Origin of the sequence: Corallococcus macrosporus DSM 14697, assembly GCF_002305895.1 — a bacterium.
GTDB lineage: Bacteria > Myxococcota > Myxococcia > Myxococcales > Myxococcaceae > Myxococcus > Myxococcus macrosporus.
Genome location: NZ_CP022203.1, coordinates 4,245,458 through 4,264,992 on the forward strand (window position 1 = coordinate 4,245,458; position 19,535 = coordinate 4,264,992).

Annotated in this window: 3 protein-coding genes; all 3 read right to left on the reverse strand. The window is 69.7% G+C overall.

Annotated elements, in window-relative coordinates:
* Nucleotides 1–105: 105 nt before the first annotated feature.
* A complete protein-coding gene (locus tag MYMAC_RS17880; protein ID WP_095958944.1) occupies nt 106–795 on the reverse strand; it encodes a TVP38/TMEM64 family protein in 690 nt (229 codons plus the stop codon).
* 272 nt (nt 796–1,067) lie between these two features.
* Nucleotides 1,068–14,768, reverse strand: a complete 13,701-nt coding sequence (locus MYMAC_RS17885) for an amino acid adenylation domain-containing protein (protein ID WP_095958945.1) — start codon at nt 14,766–14,768, stop codon at nt 1,068–1,070.
* Nucleotides 14,769–14,825: 57 nt separating this feature from the next.
* Nucleotides 14,826–19,433, reverse strand: a complete 4,608-nt coding sequence (locus tag MYMAC_RS17890) for a type I polyketide synthase (RefSeq protein WP_095958946.1) — start codon at nt 19,431–19,433, stop codon at nt 14,826–14,828.
* Nucleotides 19,434–19,535 lie beyond the last annotated feature (102 nt).

Genomic DNA, 19,535 nt, shown 5'->3' on the forward strand with positions numbered 1-19,535 from the left:
TGGCGAGCGTCCCGTCGTCCGGCGCCCATGGCGCGTGGCCCTCGGGGAAGGATGCGGCCCGCCAGCGGCAAGAGGCACGCCACGAGGAGCCCTGCACCTGCCGGGCTAGGCGCCGAGTCGCTTGCGCAGCAGGTGGAGGGCCCACACGCCGAAGACAATGCCGGCCACGCCCAGGCCGAGCAGCACGGCGGTGCGCTGCTCGAGGAAGCTGGCCCCCAGGTAGACGGTGCCCACCGCGTAGGGCAGCTCCGCCACGGCGAGCACGAGCAGGTAGCGGCGCAGCCCATAGCGCGCCAGCCCGAGCACGTAGCCAGGGATCTCCGAGGGGACGGCGAGCTGGAAGAGCAGGACGAGGCCGAAGGAGCTGTGCCGGGAGAGGCGCGCCTCGTAGCGGGCGAGCATGCGGCCGGAGGTGAGCCGGCGGACGACGGGGCGGCCCCATGCGCGGGCGATGCCATAGGCGCAGGCGCCCCCCACCATCCAGCCCACCCAGAGCAGGAGCGCGCTGAGCGCCTGGCCCCAGGCGTGGATCGCCACCGGCAGCAGCAGCGCGCTGGAGAAGAAGGCCAGCATGGCCGACACGGCGGAGAGGAGGACGAAGAGCGCCGCGCCCCGGACGGGGTGCTCGGCGATGATGGGCGCCGCGGCGTCCAGGACGCGGTGGAGGAGGGCCTGGAACGCGTCCGACGAGGCGAGGAGCGCGAGGCCGCCGAGCAGCAGCACCAGGGGGAGCACCTGGAGCCACGGGGAGGGGAGCCCGCGGCGCGCGTCCTTTGGCAGGGAAGAGGTACCCATGGCCCCTGGCCCGTCAGAAGAGGAGCGCCCGCGGCCAGAGGAGCAGCAGCAGCCCGAGCGTGAGCATCACCCCGCCGCTCAGCAGCATACGCTCAGCCCCCCAGGGCAATGGGTGGAGAGGAACGGGGCCTCGCCCGGACGGACGCCGGTGAGGGACCACCCCTTCGCCTGGCCCAGCGCGCGCCTGGGAGAAGCTGCGTCCTGTGTGCCCCGGGGACACGCGGGCACCAGTCAGGGCGCCGTTGGCTCCGCTCCCCGACCTGCCTCGGAGGTCAGTCAGCGGGAGGCGTGTCGGCGTGCGCCAGGATGTCGGTCAGCGCACTGGCGAGTGCCTCGACTCCGGGGGCTCGCAGGACGCTGTAGTGATCGCCCTCGACGACTCGGACGGAAAGCCGCGCCGCGTGACGGCCCCAGCCGCGATCCTCCGGCGCGGAGGACTCCAGCTCCGTGTGGCTGCCTCGCAGGACGGTGAGGGCTCCTGGGAACGTGCCTGGCGTGTGCTGCTGGAGCGCCCGGAGGTTGCTGGTGAAGACGCGAAGGAGCGCGTGGACGTGTTCCAGGCCCGCGCCTGGGATGAGCGCACCCGCCTCGCGGCCTTCCCGAAGCACACGCTCCAGGAGCGCCGTCGCGTCCAGCTCCGCATCCTCCGGGAGCGCCGACGGGGCGATTCCCGCGGTGCGAGCCAGGTCGAGCGCGAACATCGTCGCCGCGGCCAGGTCGTCGCTGGTCGCGCTGCCTCGGGCCTGCGAGGTGGCGCTGGGCTCAATCAGCGCCAGGACGTCGACCGTCTCACCCATTCGCTGGAGCAGGCGCGCCATCTCGAAGGCGATGACGGCTCCGAGAGACCAGCCTCCCAACCGATAGGGCCCTTGAGGCTGCACGGCGCGGATGGCCGCCACGTAGCTGGCCGCCATGGATTCAATGGACCCGTTCGGAGGCAGCGTCCCTTCGAGCCCTTGCGCCTGCAGCCCGTAGAAGGGCTGTTCGGGGCCCAGCCGCCGCGCCAACTCGACGTAGCAGAACACCGTGCCTCCCACCGGGTGGACGCAGAAGAAGGGCACCCGTGAGCCACCGCGCTGGATGGGGACGAGCGGCGTCCATGCGGCGGGCTCTCGCCGCAGGAACGCGGCCAGGCCCTCGACGGTCGGCGCCTGGAGGAGCGCCGTCACAGGCAGGTCGCGGCCCGTGCGGGAGCGCAGCATGGAGACGAGCCGCACGGCGAGCAGCGAATGGCCGCCAAGCTCGAAGAAGTCGCCCGTGACGCCGATGGGCGAGACTCCCAGGAGCTCCTCGAAGAGCTGCGCCACCTCCAGCTCGAGGGCATCGCGCGGTGGAAGGTAGGCCACCTGCCGCGTCGCGCTGTCTTCGGGAGCCGGCAGGGCCTTCCTGTCCACCTTGCCACTCGTGTTCAGAGGCAGCGCGCCCAGCGAGACGTAGGCCGAGGGCACCATGTGCTCGGGCAGCCGCTCCTTGAGGAATGGGCGGAGCGCGTTGCCGTCCACCTCCTTGGAGGACTCCGCTTCCATGACGACGTACGCCACCAGGCGCTGCGACCCGGTGGTGTCCTCGCGGACCAGGACGACGGTGTCGCGCACCGAGGGGTGCTGGCGCAGCGCGGACTCAATCTCCCCCAGCTCGATGCGGAAGCCGCGCAGCTTCACCTGGAAGTCGGTGCGGCCCAGGAACTCGAGCTCGCCCTGAGGCAGCCAGCGTGCCCGGTCTCCCGTCCGGTAGAGGCGAGCCCCCGGCGCGGTGCTGAAGGGATTGGGGATGAAGCGCTCCGCGGTGAGCTCGGGGCGGTTCAGGTAGCCCCGCGCGAGGCCCGCTCCACCAATGTAGAGCTCTCCTGGAACACCGACCGGCACGGGCTGGAGGTACGCGTCCAGCACGTAGGTCCGCGCGTTCGCCAGCGGGCCGCCCAGCGAGGGCGGCAGCGGCGCTCCCCGCACGGCGCGCAGGGTGGAGTCCACCGTGCATTCGGTGGGGCCGTAGACGTTGAAGCACTCGATGTTCGGATGGGCGGAGAGCCGGGCCCAGAGCGCGTCGTCCAACGCTTCACCGCCAGCCAGCACGCGCAAGGGGCGGCGGGCCGCGAGGCCCTCGTCCAGGAGCACGCGAAGCAGCGACGGAGCGCAGTCCAGCACATCCACCTCATGCCGCTCCAACCAGGCCAACATCACGCGCGCATCCTCGCGAGCGCCCTGGGGCACCACGCACAGCGCGTGTCCGTCCGCGAGCTGCACGAGTTGCTGCACGGACGCGTCAAAGGAGAGGGACGCGTTGAGGCTGACGCGGAGGGGCCTGTCCACGCTCGCGTAGGCTGTGGCCGCCAGCGCCGCGCGCAGGTTCATCACCGAGGCATGCTGCACCATGACGCCCTTGGGCTTGCCGGTGCTGCCCGAGGTGTAGATGACGTAAGCGAGGTGTTCGGGCTGGCTGCGCCGCGGCGGGTTCGATGCGCCTCGTGAATCACTCATGTCCCCTGCGTCCTCCACGCAGAGGGTTTCCACCTCGTGCCCGGCGAGCTTGACTGCGATGCGGCGCTGCGTGAGCAACCAGCGCACCTGCGAGTCGCCCACCATGTAGGCCAGACGCTGGGCAGGGTAGGCCGGGTCCATGGGCACGTAGGCGCCGCCCGCCTTGAGGATGGCGAGGATGGAGACAACCGTATCCACCGAGCGCTCCATGCACAGGCCCACGCGAGCCTCGGGGCCCACGCCGCGGGCGCGCAGGGCCCAGGCGAGCAGGTTGGCTCGGCGGTTCAGTTCCGCATAGCTGAGCGAGCGCTCCTCATCGAGCACCGCGAGCGCGTCGGGGGTGAGCGTCGCCCGGTCCTCGAAGCGCTCGTGCAAGCAGCCTTCCCAGGCGACCTCCCGGCGCGTGTCGTTCCAGGCTGCGAGCACCGTGGCGCGTTCGGCCTCAGGCAGCAGCGCGGCCTGCTCGTAGCGGCCACGTGGCGCTGCTGTCACTGCCTCCAGCGCACGCAGGTAGTAGTGCCCCAGTTGCCGCGTCTGCTCCGCTTCGTGCCGCGTGCCCGTCGTGGCAATGGAGACAGACAGCGAAGAGGTGTCCGGGTCTTGCGTAAAGGTGACGCCGAGCGGCAGCTCCATCCAGGCGGCGCCGAGCATCTCGTCGACGAAGCGCAGGCCCTTCTGTTGGGAAAGTCCTCCGGCGACGTGGAAGTGGATGAAGTTGAAGAGCGTGTCGAACAGAGGCTGGCCGCCGCGCTTCTGCTGGAGCCGCGCCATGGGGAAGCGGCGGTGCGGTATCAGCTCCTGCTCATGCTTCGCGACCTGCTGAATGAGCTCCAGCCAGGAGCCGCCGTGCAGCGTGAGGGGGAAGGGGACGCTGTTGAGGAAGAGGCCAATCATCCGCTCGCCGTCGACGACTTCCGGGCGGCCGTTGGTGACGATGCCAGTGACGACGGAGGTGTTCCCTTCAACGAAGGCCCGGACGCGCAGGTGGACGGCGAGGAGGACTGTCTTGAGGGACACGCCGGCCTCATGGGCCACGCGGAGCAGCGCCTGCTGGAGGGACGCGGGGATTTGCACGCCGTGGGTGTGCAAGACGCGCTCTTCGTCCCGGGCCCGGTGCGGACGCGGACTCGCCGCGTCCACGCCCTCCATGCGGTCGAGCCAGTAGCGCTCACTCTCCGTGGAGCGCTGCGCCGCGCGTTCCAACGCGATGAACTGCCGGTAGGACGCAGCCAGCGATGGCGGAGGAGCTGCGTGGCGGTCCTCCATCAGTTCGAGGTAGCGGCCGAAGAGCTCGGAGAACAGGGTCGCGGCGCTCCAGCCATCCAGGATGGCGTGGTGGAAGACGATGGTCAGTTGAAGGCCGCGGGCCGTGCGGCGGTGCACCGCGATACGGAGCAGGGGCGCCTGGGTCCACTCGAAGGGCTTGAGGCGCTCCGCTTCCACCCACTCACGGAGGAAGGCGTCTTGCTGGGAGGGCTCCAGGTGACGGAGGTCCTCGATACGGAGCGGCGGCGCGACCTCCCGGTGAACGAGCTGGAGTGGCTCGTCATAGCCGTCCAGGTGGAAGGAGGTGCGCAGGAGGGGGTGGCGCGCCATCAGCTCCTGGAGGGCCTGCCGTAGCCGCGGCTCGTGCAGCTCCAGCTCCAGGTGGAAGCTGAACATGTCGTGGTAGATGCCGGCCGAGGCATCCAGGGCGCTCTCGAAGAGCATGCCCGACTGGAGCGCGGCCAGTGGGTAGGCATCCTCCACGTCCGCGGGCAGCCGCTCGCGGTCCGCATCGGACAGGAGGCCGAAGGGCGCCACGTCCTGCGCGGAGGCGGGCCCTCCGGTGTGCTTCACCACAGCCGAGAGCTGGCGAATGGTGGGGTGCTGGAGCAGCTCCAGGATGGGCAACTCCAGGCCCCGTTCACGCAGCTTCGCGATGATCTGGATGCTGCGGATGGAGTCGCCGCCCAGCTCGAAGAAGCTGTCGTCGATACCCACCTGGCTGAGCCCCAGCACTTCGGCCCAGATGTCGGCGATGGCCTGCTCGGAGGCGTCGCGGGGGGCTTCGAAGGCTTCGCCCGTCCGTGCCCGCTCCGCGTCGGGAGCGGGCAGGGCCTTGCGGTCCACCTTGCCGTTCGGAGACAGCGGCAGGGCCTCCATGGGGATGACGAAGGCGGGGACCAGGTACTCAGGCAGCTTGCGCAGGATGTGGTCTCTCAGGGCCCGCGGATCCACGGAGTCCACGCCATCTTCGCCCACCACGTAGGCGACGAGGCGCTTGTCGCCCGGGGAGTCCTCGCGAGCGAGGACGACGGCCTCCAGGACGCCGGGGGCCTGCTGGAGGGCGGCTTCGATTTCGCCCAGCTCGATGCGGAAGCCACGCACCTTCACCTGGAAGTCGGAGCGGCCGAGGAACTCCAACGAGCCGTCGGGCTTCCAGCGGACGCGGTCGCCGGTGCGGTAGAGGCGAGCGCCAGGGGAGGAGGAGAAGGGGTGTGGGAGGAACTTCTCAGCCGTCAACTCAGGGCGGTGGAGGTAGCCCCAGGCGAGGCCGTCACCGCCGACGAAGAGCTCGCCCGGGACGCCGACGGGGACGGGCTCCAGGCGGGAGTCGAGGACGAAGGCGGAGGAGTGGGCGAGCGGCTTGCCAATGGGGACGGAGGTGGCGAAGGCGTCTCCGGCACGAAGGGGATGCGTGGCGGAGAAGGTGGTGTTCTCGGTGGGCCCGTAGCCGTTGACGAGGAGGGCGCCGAGAGGAATGTGCTCCAGGTGCTGCCGGACACGAAGCGGGGACAGCACGTCGCCTCCCGCCAGCACCTGCCGGACGCTGGCGAGGGCTGGGCCTTGGTGAAGCACCATCTGCTCGAAGAGCGCGGCGGTGAGCCAGAGGGTGGAGACGCGGTGGTGAGTCAGCAGCGCGGCGAGTTCGTCGAGGGAGGGCGTGTGAGGCGGAGCGAGGACGAGGCGAGCGCCGTGAAGCAGGGCGCCCCAGAGTTCCAGGGTGGAGGCGTCGAAGGCGACGGGAGCGAGCTGGAGGAAGACTTCGTCGGGGCCGAAGTGGATGAAGGGGTTGGAGAGGACGAGGCGAGCGACGGCGCGGTGAGGGATGCAGACGCCCTTGGGCCTGCCGGTGCTGCCGGAGGTGAACATGACGTAGGCGAGGTCATCGCCGCACATGTCCACGGAAGGAGGGGCGTCATGGGGCAAGGCCGTGATGAGGTCCGCGTCCGCGTCCACGCAGACCATCAAGCCTCCAGCGATTGGCAGCTCGTCCGCGATTGACTCTTGCGTCACGAAGACGCTGACGCCTGCCTCCTGAAGCAGCAGCGAGATGCGCTCTGTGGGGTAGTGGTGGTCGATGGGGACGTAGGCGCCGCCGGCCTTGAGGATGGCGAGCAGCCCCACCACCAGCTCCGGCGAGCGCTCCAGGCACAGGCCCACTCGAGTGCCCCGGGTGACGCCGTAAGCGCGCAGATGGCGCGCGAGCTGGTTCGCGCGGCGCTCCAGCTCCGCGTAGCTGACGACCCGCTCACCGCTGACGAGCGCCACGGCCTCCGGTGTGCGTGCTGCTTGCGCGGAGAACAACGCGTGAATCGGCGTCTCACGCGGGAACGTCGTGGACGTCGCGTTCCAGTCGACCAGGAGCTGCTGCCGCTCCTCGGCGCGTAGCAACGGCAGCTCCGCCAGACGCTGGTCCGCATTCGCGACGACGGATTCCAGCAGCGTGCGGAAGTGCCCCATCATCCGCTCGGCCGTGGCGGCGTCGAACAGGTCGGTGTTGTAGTTCAGCGCGCCGGAGAACCCCTTCGGGGACTCTTCCAGCAAGAGGCTCAGGTCGAATTTGACGGTCTCCAGCTCGGTCTCGAGGACTTGCAACGACAGCCCCGGCAACTCCAGGCGCACGGGAGGCGTGTTCTGCAGGGTGAAGGTGACCTGGAAGAGCGGGGAGCGGCTCGGGTCTCTCGCGGGTTGCAGTACGTCGACCAGCTTTTCGAAGGGCACGTCCTGGTGCTCGAAGGCGCCCAACGTTGACACCTTTACCTGCGCCAACAGCTCGCGGAAGGTGAGCTCCGGCGACATCCGGGCACGGAAGACCAGCGTGTTGACGAAGAAGCCGATGAGCCCTTCCAGCTCAGGCCGGGTGCGGCCGGCAATCGGCGAGCCGACGGAGATGTCCTGCTGACCAGAGTACCGTGAGAGCAGCACCTGCCATGTGGCCAGCAGCACCATGAACGGCGTGGCCTCGTGGCGGCGCGCCACCGTGGTGACCGCCTCGGAGAGCGCCGCGGGCAGGCTCACCGGGAGGAGCGCTCCACGATAGGTCTGCACCGCCGGGCGCGGCCTGTCCGTGGGCAACTCCAGCGCCGCGGGCGCGCCGGCGAGCTGTTCGCGCCAGTAGCCCAGCCGTGACTCCAGCACCGGCCCCTGCATCCACTCTCGCTGCCAGAGGGCGTAGTCGGCGTACTGGACCGGCAGCGACGGGAAGTGGGGAGCACGGCCCTGAACGGCGGCCTCATAGCCCTCCGCCACTTCGCGCACCAGCACGCCCACCGACCAGCCGTCGGACACGATGTGGTGCATCGTCACCAGCAGGACGTGCCGGTCCGCGGCCAGCCGCAGCAGGCGGGCCCGGAAGAGCGGGCCTCGTACCAGATTGAAGGGAACGTGCGCCTCCTCGTTCGCGAGCTGCAGCGCCCGGGCGTCACGCTCGCCTTCAGGCTCGGTGGAGAGGTCCGTGATGGGCAACTCCAGGGGGAAATGCGGGTGCACCACCTGGACAGGCTGGTCACCCTCGTTCCGGAACGTCGTGCGCAGTGCCTCGTGCCGCTGCACCACCCGCCGCAGGGCTTGCTCCATCGCGTGAGCGTCGAGCGCCCCGTCGATGGCCACTGCCGCGGGATTGTTGTACGTCGCGGTGTCGGGCGTCAGTTGCTCCATCACCCACAGTCGCTGTTGAACGAAGGACTGGGGCAGTGGCCTCTCGCGTGGCGCGGCACGGAGGGGCGGCAGGGTACCCGCGGTGCCACGGGCCCGTTCAACATCCAGACGCGCGGCCAGCGCCTCCACCGTGCTCTGTTCGAAGAGCGCGCGGAGTGGCAGGTCGACTTCGAATTCTTGTCGCAGCCGTGCCACCAACTGCGTGGCCAGGAGTGAGTGGCCTCCAAGCGCGAAGAAGTCGTCCTCCGCGTTGACCGTTTCGACATGGAGCAGCGTGGCCCAGTGAGCGGCGACACGACGCTCTGTGTCCGTGCGGAGCGGTCGCGTTGCGGCGTGCCGAGGGGCTTCCGGTGCCGGGAGGGCCTTGCGGTCCAGCTTGCCGTTGGGGGTGAGTGGCAGGGCCTCCAGCGTGACGAAGGCCGAGGGCACCATGTGCTCGGGGAGCCGCTCCTTGAGGAACGGACGGAACGTGCTGCCGTCCACGGAGGTGGTGGCCTCCGCTTCCGTCACCACGTACGCCACCAGGCGTTGCAGCCCTGGCGTGTCTTCGCGTACCAGGACCACGGTGTCGCGCACCGTGGGGTGTTGGCGCAGCGCGGACTCAATCTCTCCCAGCTCAATGCGGAAGCCACGCAGCTTCACCTGGAAGTCGATGCGGCCCAGGAACTCGAGTTCGCCCTGAGGCAGCCACCGCGCCCGGTCTCCCGTCCGGTAGAGCCGAGCACCCGGAACCGTGCTGAACGGATCGGGGATGAACCGCTCGGCGGTGAGCTCGGGACGATTCAGGTAACCGCGCGCCAGTCCCGCTCCACCAATGTAGAGCTCTCCCTGCACTCCGACCGGCACAGGCTGCAGGAACGCGTCCAGCACGTAGGTTCGTGCGTTCGCCAATGGCCCGCCCAGGGACGGCGGCAGCGGTGCTCCGCGGACGGTGCGCACCGTGGAGTCCACGGTGCACTCCGTGGGACCGTAGACATTGAAGCACTCGATATTGGGATGGGCGGAGAGCCGGGCCCAGAGCGCCGCGTCCAGCGCTTCACCGCCAGCCAGGACGCGCAAGGGGCGGTGGGCAGCGAGCCCCTCGTCCAGAAGCAGCCGCAGTTGGGAGGGGGCGCAGTCCAGCACGTCCACCTCGTGGCGCTCCAACCACGCCATCATCTGGCGGGTGTCCTCACGAGTGGCCTGGGACACCACGCACAGCGCATGCCCGTCCGCGAGCTGCACCAACTGCTGCACAGATGCGTCAAATGACAAGGACGCGTTGAGGCTGACCCGCAGGGGTCGGTCCACGCCCGCGTAAGCGGTGGCTGCCAGCGCCGCGCGCAGGTTCATCATCGAACCGTGCTGCACCATGACGCCCTTGGGCTTGCCCGTGCTACCGGAGGTGTAGATGACGTACGCGAGGTGTCCGGGCTCGCTGAGCCTCGGCGGGTTCAATGCGCCTCGTGAATCACTCATGTCCCCTGCGTCATCCACGCAGAGGATTTCCACCTCGTGCCCGGTGAGCTTGTCCGCGATGCGGCGCTGCGTGAGCACCCAGCCCACCTGCGAGTCGCCCACCATGTACGCCAGGCGCTGGGCGGGGTAGGCCGGGTCCATGGGCACGTAGGCGCCGCCGGCCTTGAGGATGGCGAGGATGGCGACCACTGAGTCCACAGAGCGCTCCATGCACAGGCCCACACGAACCTCGGGGCCCACACCTCGGGCACGGAGGGCCCATGCGAGCTGGTTGGCGCGGCGGTTCAGCTCCGCATAGGTGAGCGCGTGCTCATCATCGATCGCCGCGAGCGCGTCAGGGGTGAGCTCCGCTCGGTCCTCGAACCGCTCATGCAAGCAGCCGTCCCAGGCGACCTCCCGGCGCGTGGCATTCCACGTCTCCAGCAGCGTGGTTCGTTGGACCTCTGGCAGCAGCGCTGCCCGCTCGTATCGGCCTTGTGGCTCCGATGCCACTGCCTCCAATGCGCGCAGGTAGTAGTGCCCCAGCTCTTGTGACCGCTCTGCTTCGTGCCGAGTGCCCGTGGTGGCAATGGAGACCGACAGCGCCGAGCTGTACGGGTCTTGCGTGAAGGTGACGCCCAGCGGCAGCTCCATCCAGGCGGCGCCCAGCATCTCGTCGACGAAGCGCAGGCCCTTCTGTTGGGACAGTCCGCCCGCGATATGGAAGTGGATGAAGTTGAAGAGCGTGTCGAACAGGGGCTGCCCACCGCGCTTGTGCTGCAGCCGCGCCATGGGATAGCGGCGGTGCGGCATCAACTCCTGCTCATGCTTCGCGACCTGTTGGATGAGTTCCAGCCAGGTGCCCCCGCGCAGTGTCACCGGGAATGGGACGCTGTTGAGGAACAGGCCGATCATCCGCTCGCCGTCGATGACTTCCGGCCGGCCGTTGGTGACGATGCCTGTGACGACGGAGGAACTCCCTTCGACGAAGCCTCGGACGCGCAGGTGCACGGCCAGCAGCACCGTCTTGAGGGACACGCCGGCCTCGTGGGCCACGCGTAGCAAGGCCTGCTGGAGGGCGGCGGGGATTCGTACCTCGTGGGTGTGTAGGACGCGCTCATCGTCGCGGGCCCGCTTCGGGCGAGGGCTCGCGGAGTCCACGCCCTCCATTCGGTTGAGCCAGTAACGCTCGCTCTCGGGGGAGTTCTGCGCGTCGCGCTCCAATGCCACGAACTGCCGGTAGCTGGCGGCTGGGGATGGCGCGGCGGGTGCCGTACTGCCTTCCAGCAACTGGAGGTAGCGGCCAAAGAGCTCCGAGAGCAGGGTCGCGGCGCTCCAGCCATCCAGGATGGCGTGGTGGAAGACGATGGTCAGTTGGGCGGTGGTCTCCGACCGGCGGTGCACGCAAAGCCGCATCAGCGGGGCCTTGTTCCAGGTGAAGGGCTGGATGCGCTCCTTCTCCGCCCATGCCTGCAAGTAGGCCGTTTGCTGGGCGGTCTCCAGGTGTCGGAGGTCTTCGAACCTCAGCGGCAGTGCAACGTCTCGGTGGACCCACTGGAGGGGCTCTTCGAAGCCCTCCAGGTGGAACGACGTGCGTAGGATGGCGTGGCGCGCGAACAGCTCCCGGAAAGACTGGTGCAACAGCGACTCATTCAGCGCCATCTCCACGTGGAAGCTGAACATGTCGTGATAGATGCCGGCCGAGGCATCCAGGGCACTCTCGAACAGCATGCCTGACTGGAGCGCGGCCAGCGGATAGGCGTCCTCCACGTCCGACGGCAGTCGCTGGCGGTCGGTCTCGGACACGAGGCTGAAGGGCTCGACCTGGAGCGAGGAGGGCTTGCCAGTCGCCTTGACGACACCCGCGAGCTCGCGAATAGTCGGGTGCTGGAGCAACTCCAGCGTGGGCAGTTCCAGGCCGCGTTCACGCAGCTTCGCGATGACCTGGATGCTGCGGATGGAGTCTCCGCCCAACTCGAAGAAGCTGTCGTCGATGCCGACCTGTCGGAGGCCCAGGACCTCCGCCCAGATGTCGGCCAGGGTCTGCTCGGAGGCGTTCCGAGGCCCTTCGAAGGGCGTGCCGGCCCGGGCCAGGTTCACGTCGGGAGCGGGCAGGGCTTTACGGTCCACCTTGCCGTTCGGGGACAGCGGTAGGGCGTCCAGCGGCATGAAGACCGCGGGCAGCATGTACTCGGGCAGGCGTGTCTTGAGGTACGTGCGGATGGCGCTCAGGACGTTCGCGCTCTGTTCGGCCGAAAGCGCTGGTGCGCTCGGGACGACGTAGGCGACGAGGCGCTTGTCGCCCGGCGCATCCTCGCGGGCGAGGACGACGGCTTCCTGGACACCTGGAGCTTGCTGGAGGACGGCTTCGATTTCGCCCAGCTCAATGCGGAAGCCGCGCACCTTCACCTGGAAGTCGGAGCGGCCGAGGAACTCCAGCGTGCCGTCGGGCTTCCAGCGGACGCGGTCGCCGGTGCGGTAGAGGCGAGCACCGGGGGCGGAGGAGAAGGGGTGAGGGAGGAACTTCTCAGCTGTCAACTCGGGGCGGTGGAGGTAGCCCCAGGCAAGGCCGTCACCGCCGACGAAGAGCTCGCCCGGGACGCCGACGGGGACAGGCTCCAGGCGGGAGTCGAGGACGAAGGCGGAGGAGTGGCCCAGCGGCTTGCCAATGGGGACGGAGGTGCCGAAAGCCTCACCGGCGCGGAGGGTGTGGGTGGCAGAAAAGGTGGTGTTCTCGGTGGGCCCGTAGCCGTTGACGAGGATGGCACCGGAAGGAATGCGCTCCAGGTGCTGACGGACACGCAGCGGGGGCAACACGTCACCACCTGCCAGCACCTGCCTGACACCAGCCAGGGCAGTGCCTTGGTGAATCACCATCTGCTCGAAGAGAGCGGCGGTGAGCCAGAGGGTGGAGACGCGGTGGTGCGTCAGCAGTGCGGCGAGTTCATCCAGAGAAGGTGAGTGAGGCGGAGCGAGGACGAGGCGAGCGCCGTGAAGCAGGGCGCCCCAGAGCTCCAGGGTGGAGGCGTCGAAGGCGACGGGAGCGAGCTGGAGGAAGACTTCGTCAGGGCCGAAGTGGATGAAGGGATTGGCGAGGACGAGGCGAGCGACGGCGCGGTGAGGGATGCAGACGCCCTTAGGCCTGCCGGTGCTGCCGGAGGTGAACATGACGTAGGCGAGGTCATCGCTGCCCACGTCCACGGAAGGAGGTGCGTCCCCCGGCAGGTCCGCGATGAGGTCCGCGTCCGTATCCACGCAGACTCGCTTGCTGTCTGAATCAGGGAGCCCTTCGGCCAGCGGCTGTGCCGTGACAAGCACGCCGATGTCAGCCTCCTGAAGGAGCAGCGAGATGCGCTCCGCGGGGTAGTGGTGGTCGATGGGGACGTAGGCGCCGCCGGCCTTGAGGATGGCGAGCAGGCCCACCACCAGGTCCGGTGAGCGCTCCAGGCACAGGCCCACACGGGTTCCCCTCGTGACACCGTGCGCCCGGAGATGGTGCGCGAGCTGGTTCGCTCGGCACTCCAGCTCCGCGTAGGTGACAATCCGCTCACCACTGACGAGCGCCACAGACTCCGGCGTGCGTGCGGCTTGCTCGGAGAACAACGCGTGGACCGGCGTCTCACGCGGGAACGTCGTGGACGTGGCGTTCCCGTCAGCCAGGAGTTGCTGCCGTTCCTCGGTGCGCAGCAGCGGCAGCTCGGAGAGGCGCTGGTCGGCGTTCTCGACCACGCTCTCCAGCAGGCGCACGTAGTGGCGTTCCATCCGTTCGACGGCTTTCGCGTCGAACAGGTCGGCGCAATACTCGATGCGGCCGATGAACCGGTCCGGCCGGTCCTCGCGCAGCTCCATCAGCAGGTCGAACTGGGAGGCGCCCAGGTCCAGCTCCACGTAACGCGCGAGCAGGCCCGGAATCCGCAGGGCCGGCTGGGGCACGTTCTGGAGGACAAAGACGGCCTCGAAGAACGGATTGCGGCTGGGGTCGCGGGGCGGCTGCAGCTCCTCCACCAGCTTGTCGAAGGGCACGTCCTGGTGTGAGTAGGCATCCAGGCAGACCTGCCGCACCCGGTGCAGGAACGAACGGAAGGTCGGGTCTCCCGCCGCATCCGCGCGCATCACCAGCATGTTGACGAAGAAGCCGATGAGCGGCTCGAGCTCGGGCGACTTGCGGTTGGCCACCGGTGAGCCCACCGCGAAGTCCTGCTGGCCGCTGTAACGGTGCAGCAGCGTCTGGTAGGCCGCCATCAGCACCATGAACAGCGTGGCGCCTTCCTTCTGCGCCAACTGCTTGAGCTTCCGCGCCAGATCCGGCTCCAGCCGGAAGTGATGCCACCCGCCGCGATAGGTCTTCAGCGCCGGGCGAGGATGGTCGCATGGAACCACCAGCGCGGGAGGGTGCGGCGTGAGCTGCCGCCGCCAGTAGTCGAGCTGTCCGGCCAGCTCCCGCGTCTCGAGCTGCTCACGCTGCCACCGCGCGTAGTCCGGGTATTGGAGCTGCAACTCCGGCAGGGGCGAGGGCAGGCCCTCCTCGAAGGCCTTGTAGAGCGCCATCAGCTCCTGGAGGAACACGCCCAGGGACCACTGGTCCGTCACGGAGTGGTGCAGCGTCAACAGCACCAGGGCGTGCTGCGCGTCGAGCCGCAGGACGCCGACCCGCAGCAGCGGTCCGGCGGTGAGGTCGAACTCGAAGTTGGCCTCGGCGATGATGCGGCGGCGGACCTCTTCTCCCTGGGCCTCCAGGGACAGCGCGGACAGGTCCTCCTCCGGCAGGGTGAGCTCCAGCGAGGGCGCGACCACCTGCACCGGGTCTCCGCCGTGGCTCCTCAGCGTCGTGCGCAGGGACTCGTGGCGGCGCACCACCTCGTTCACACAACGCGTGAGCAGCGCGCGGTCCAGCCGCCCGAAGAACTCCACGCTCACGTGGACGTTGTAGGCGGCCATGCTGCTGGGGTCCAGCTCGTGCAGGACCCACAGCCGCTGCTGGGGGAAGGAGGCCGGAGCGGGCTCGTTGCTCTCACGCCGCACCAGCGCGGGCGCCGCCGCGTGAGGCCGCGCCGACTGCTGCTCCTGAAGGAGCAGGTCGAGCAGGGCGCGCTGCGAGGGAGAAAGCTGCTCGAGGGCCCGAGTAATGTCAGTCATCGAAGTCGATATCCAAAAGGGGGGTCTGGATGCTCCAGCGGGGGCTGGAGCGTCCGTTCACGCGGCCTTCACGCCGCGGCGTCGAAGCTCTTCGGCGAGCTCCTGCTCGGAGACGCGGGTGACCCGCTCGATCAGCTCGCGATAGAGGGATTCCCGCTGCTGTGCCTGAAGGCCGGCGATTGCCTTCGCCAGGCCCGCCACGGTGGGGGACGTGAAGAGCAGCGCCAGGCTCAGGTCCAACTGCAACCGCGAGCGCAGCCGGCCGACGACCTGCGTGGCGAGCAGGGAGTGCCCACCCAGCTCGAAGAAGTGGTCCTGCCGCGTCACCTGCTCGACGCCCAGGACCTCCTGCCACAGGCCCGCGATGACGCGCTCCAGCTCATTGGCGGGGAGCGCCTCCTCTCCCGTGCGGGCCTTCCGCGAGACCTTGGGCTGCGCGGCCGCCCGCTGGAGCCACGCCGTCAACCGGCGTGACACGTCACCTGTCGCCACGACCACCGGGCCATCCAGGCCGCACGTGACGACGCGCTGGAAGGCCTCGGCGGCCTCGGCCTCGGTCATCGCATACGGCTCCAGGTCCGGCCTCCGCGCGTCGCTGGCGCCGGCCGCACGCGGCCACGGGTCCCACGCCACGCTCATCCAGGGCGTCGCCGAGCCCTGGCTGCGGTGGGCCGCGAACGCCTCCACGAAGAGGTTGGCCGCGGTCGAAGGCGTGTCGCCAAAGGGCGACAGCACGGCGGTCGACGCGGAGAACAGCATCACGAAGTCCAGCGCACGGCCGCGCAGGACCTCCTCCAGCACGTACGTGCCGCGCACCTTGGCGCGGAAGCGCGCCTCCGCCTCCGGGCCCGTCGCCGAGAGCGGCGTCCGCTCGGGCGGCGCCGGGGGAAGGTCCGCGCAGTGCAAGACACCGTGGAGCGCGCCGAAGCGCTGGTCCACCTCGGAGAGGACTTCCTTCATCCAGCGCGGCTTGGACACGTCGGCGCTCAGGACGAGGACCTCGGCCCCGTGGGCCTCCAGCTCGCGCACCTTCTGGATGAGCACGCTGGCGTCGTCATCCTCGCCCTGGGTGGAGAGCCAATCGTCCCAGAGGCGACGTGGAGGCAGCGGGGTGCGGCCCACCAGCGCCAGCCGCGCCTGCTTCGTCCGCGCCAGTTGGCCTGCCAGCAGCAGCCCCACGCGGCCCAGGCCACCCGTGATGAGGTACACGCCGCGCTCACGCAGCGGACGCGCGGGGGAGGACGACTCCGTCAGCCGGACGGACGACAGCTCCTGGACCCAGCGGCGGGAGCCACGCAACGCCACCCGGAAGTCGCGTGCCGTGGTGGCGAGCTCGGCGACGAGCTGCTCGGCCAACGCCGGAGCGCCCTCCGCGCCGGGGAGAATCACGTCGATGCCACGCGCGGTGATGTGCACCTGCTGCTGCGTCAGCACCTGACAGGGCCCCAACAGCGGCGCCTTCTCTGGGAGCGCCTCCGCCTGGCCGTCCGGGTCGAACAGGTGGTTGGAGATGACCTCCAACCGCAGGGGCCGTGCATCCTTCAGGCCTGCCAGGGCCTGTCCCAGGTGGGTCACGCTGGAGTAGCCCAGGGTCTGCGCGGCCTGGAAGCGCGTGAGCTCGGACGCGCGCGCCTCTTGCGGCGTGAGGCTCCACAGATGGACGAACACCTCGGGCCGGTGCGCCGAGTCCTCCAGTTCGCTCAGCAGCGCGGCGTAGTCTCCGGGCGCGCCCGGGGACACCGTGAAGCGCCGCTCGCCCTCACGTGAGAACGCGCCTCCCGCGGACACGGTGACGACATGCTGTCCCGCCTCCTCCAGCCGGGAGACGAGCCGCGACGCCAGCGGGCCGCCATCGGTGAACACCACCCAGCCCCTGGGCTGGGCGAGCGCCGAGGGGGCCAGCGTGGCCGGAGGCGTGCGCCGCCATGAGGGGAGGTGGAACCAATCCGCCACGTCGGCCTGCTTGTTGGCGCCCGCGGTCCGCGAGGCCAGCAGCGCGGCGGACCTGTCCATCGGCGCCACCCAATACCGTTGCCCCTCGAAGGGGTACGTGGGCAGCGGGACGCGGCGGGCGCTCTCCGCTCCATGCACGCCGCTCCAGTCCACCTCCACGCCCGCGAGCCACAGCCGTCCCAGCGCGTTCAGGAAGACGGCCTCGTCCGGCTGGTCGTCCTTGGGGTGCCGGGCGGACGAGACGATGGTCCGCGAACCGGCGGGCTCTCCCTGGAGCCTCGCCGCGGCGGTCAGCGACTGCGCGGGCCCCACCTCCAGGAGCACGCGCGCAGGGTCCTCCAGCAGCACCTGCATGCCGTCCCGGAAGCGCACCGCGTGACGCAGGTGGTCCACCCAGTATTGCGGCCGCGTCACCTCGTCCCCCGTCACGGGCCGGCCCGTCCGGCTGGAGAGGTAGGGCCGCTCGGGCGGGCGGAGCGTCAGGCGGGACACGCGTTCATGGAAGCGCGGGAGGACTCGCTCCAGCATGCGCGAGTGCGCCGCCGCCTCCACGTGCAACTGGCGGTGCTCCACGCCGCGCGCTGTCAGCACCGCCATCAACTGCTTCACCGCCGCCAGCGGGCCGGAGACCACGCACTGCGAGGGCGCGTTCACCGCCGCCAGGTCCAGCGCCTGCCCCAGGAGCGGCACCACCTCCGCCTCCGGGAGGCTGATGCTCAGCATGGACCCCGCGGGCAGCTCGTCCATGAGCTGCCCGCGCAGCGCCACCAGGGCCGCGGCGTCCTCCACGGAGAGGACTCCGGCGAGGCACGCCGCCGCGTATTCACCCAGGCTGTGGCCCAACATCTGCTCCGGCTCCACGCCGCACGACCTCCACAGCCGCGCCAGGGCGTACTCCGTCAGGAAGATGGCGGGCAGGGCGAGCGCGTTGCGGGAGAGCCCCGGGACCTCCTGGAGGGGCTCCTGGTAGAGCACCGTGCGCAGGTCCACGCCCAGGTGCGGACGCAGGACACTGGCGACCTCGTCGGCGGCCTCGCGGAAGACGGGCTCCGTGCGGTACAGGCCCGCGCACATGCCCAGGTGATGGGTGCCGCCTCCAGGGAAGAGGAACGCCACGGGCCGGCCGCGTGCCTCCTGCTTCTGTGTGGCCAGCCGCTCCGGCTCCTCGCCGCGCAGCACCCGGATGGCGTGCTCCCGGTCCCGCGCCACGGCGATGCGGCGGTGCTGGAAGGCCTGACGGCCCACTTGCAGCGTGAAGGCCACGTCCCTCAGCGCCAGCTCCGGGTGCTGCTCCAGATGGGTGGCCAGCGCCTCTGTCGCGGCATCCAAGGCCGTGCCCGTCTTCGCGGACAGCGGCAGCACGTACCAGGGGCGGGCGTCCGCGCTGGACGCGACGGGCGGGGCTTCCTCCAGGATGACGTGTGCGTTGGTGCCACCAATGCCGAAGGCGCTGACGCCAGCGCGGCGAGGGGCGGCGCCGCGCTCCCAGTCCCGCAGGGTGGCGTTGACGAAGAAGGGGCTGGCGGCGAAGTCTATCTGCGGGTTCGGCTCCTGGAAGTGCAGCGTGGGCGGCAACTGCCGGTGCTTCAGCGCGAGCACCGTCTTGATGAGACTGGCGATACCCGACGCGGCATCCAGGTGACCGATGTTGGGCTTCACCGAGCCGAGCGCGCAGAAGCCCGTGTCCCGCGTGCTCGTCCGGAAGGCGCGGGTGAGCGCGCGCACCTCGATGGGGTCACCCAACTGCGTGCCCGTGCCATGGGCCTCCACATAGGTGATGCTCCGCGCGTCCACCTCCGCCGTCTGCAGGGCATGGCGGATGACCCGGGACTGCCCCTGGACGCTGGGCGCGTTGAAGCTGGCCTTCTGCGCGCCGTCGTTGTTGATGGCCGAGCCGCGGATGACGGCGTGGACGGTGTCTCCATCCTCCAGGGCGTCCTCCAGACGCTTGAGCACCACCACGCCCGCGCCGTTGCCGAAGAGCGTGCCCTGCGCCTTGGCGTCGAACGCGCGGCAGCGCCCGTCGGGTGAGGCGACACCACCGAACTGGTACAGGTAGCCGGTGCGCTGGGGCGACTGGATGGCCACCCCCCCGGCGAGGGCCATGCGGCACTCTCCCGCCAGGAGCGCCTGGGCGGCCAGGTGCACCGCCACCAACGACGTGGAGCAGGCGGTGTGCAGTGAATAGGCGGGGCCCTTCAGGTTGAGCCGGTGCGCCACCCGCGTACTGAGGAAGGCCAGGTCATTGCCGAGCCCCACCTCGAACGCGCCCAGCATCCCCAGCGCGGCCGGGTTGGAGAAGAGGTTGAAGACGTACGTGTTGGTGCGGGCGCCCGCGTAGACGCCAACGTGCTCACGGTAGCGCTCGGCGTCGTAGCCCGCGTCTTCCAGCGCGGACCAGGCGCACTCCAGGAAGACGCGCTGCTGCGGATCCATCACCTCGGCTTCCTTGGGCGTGATGCCGAAGAAGGCCGCGTCGAACAACTCCGCGCCTTCAATGGGCGCCGCCGCGCGCACGTACTGGGGCGATTTGCGCAGGGCCGGGTCCTCCATGACGGAGGGCTCCAACGCGTCGTCCTCGAGGAAGGTGATGGACTCGACGCCGTCCCGCAGGTTCCGCCAATACGCCTCGGCGTTGCCGGCCCCGGGAAAGCGGCACGCCATCCCGATGATTGCAATCTCCAGCCCGTTCCAGTGGGTGTCGCCAGCCATGCGTTCGTGAATCCCCAAGATGATTTCGGGAGTCGGAGGTTCCCAAATAGCAACTAAAGCAGCTTTGAAATTGAAAATCGCTTCAGCTAGATAAGCTCGAAA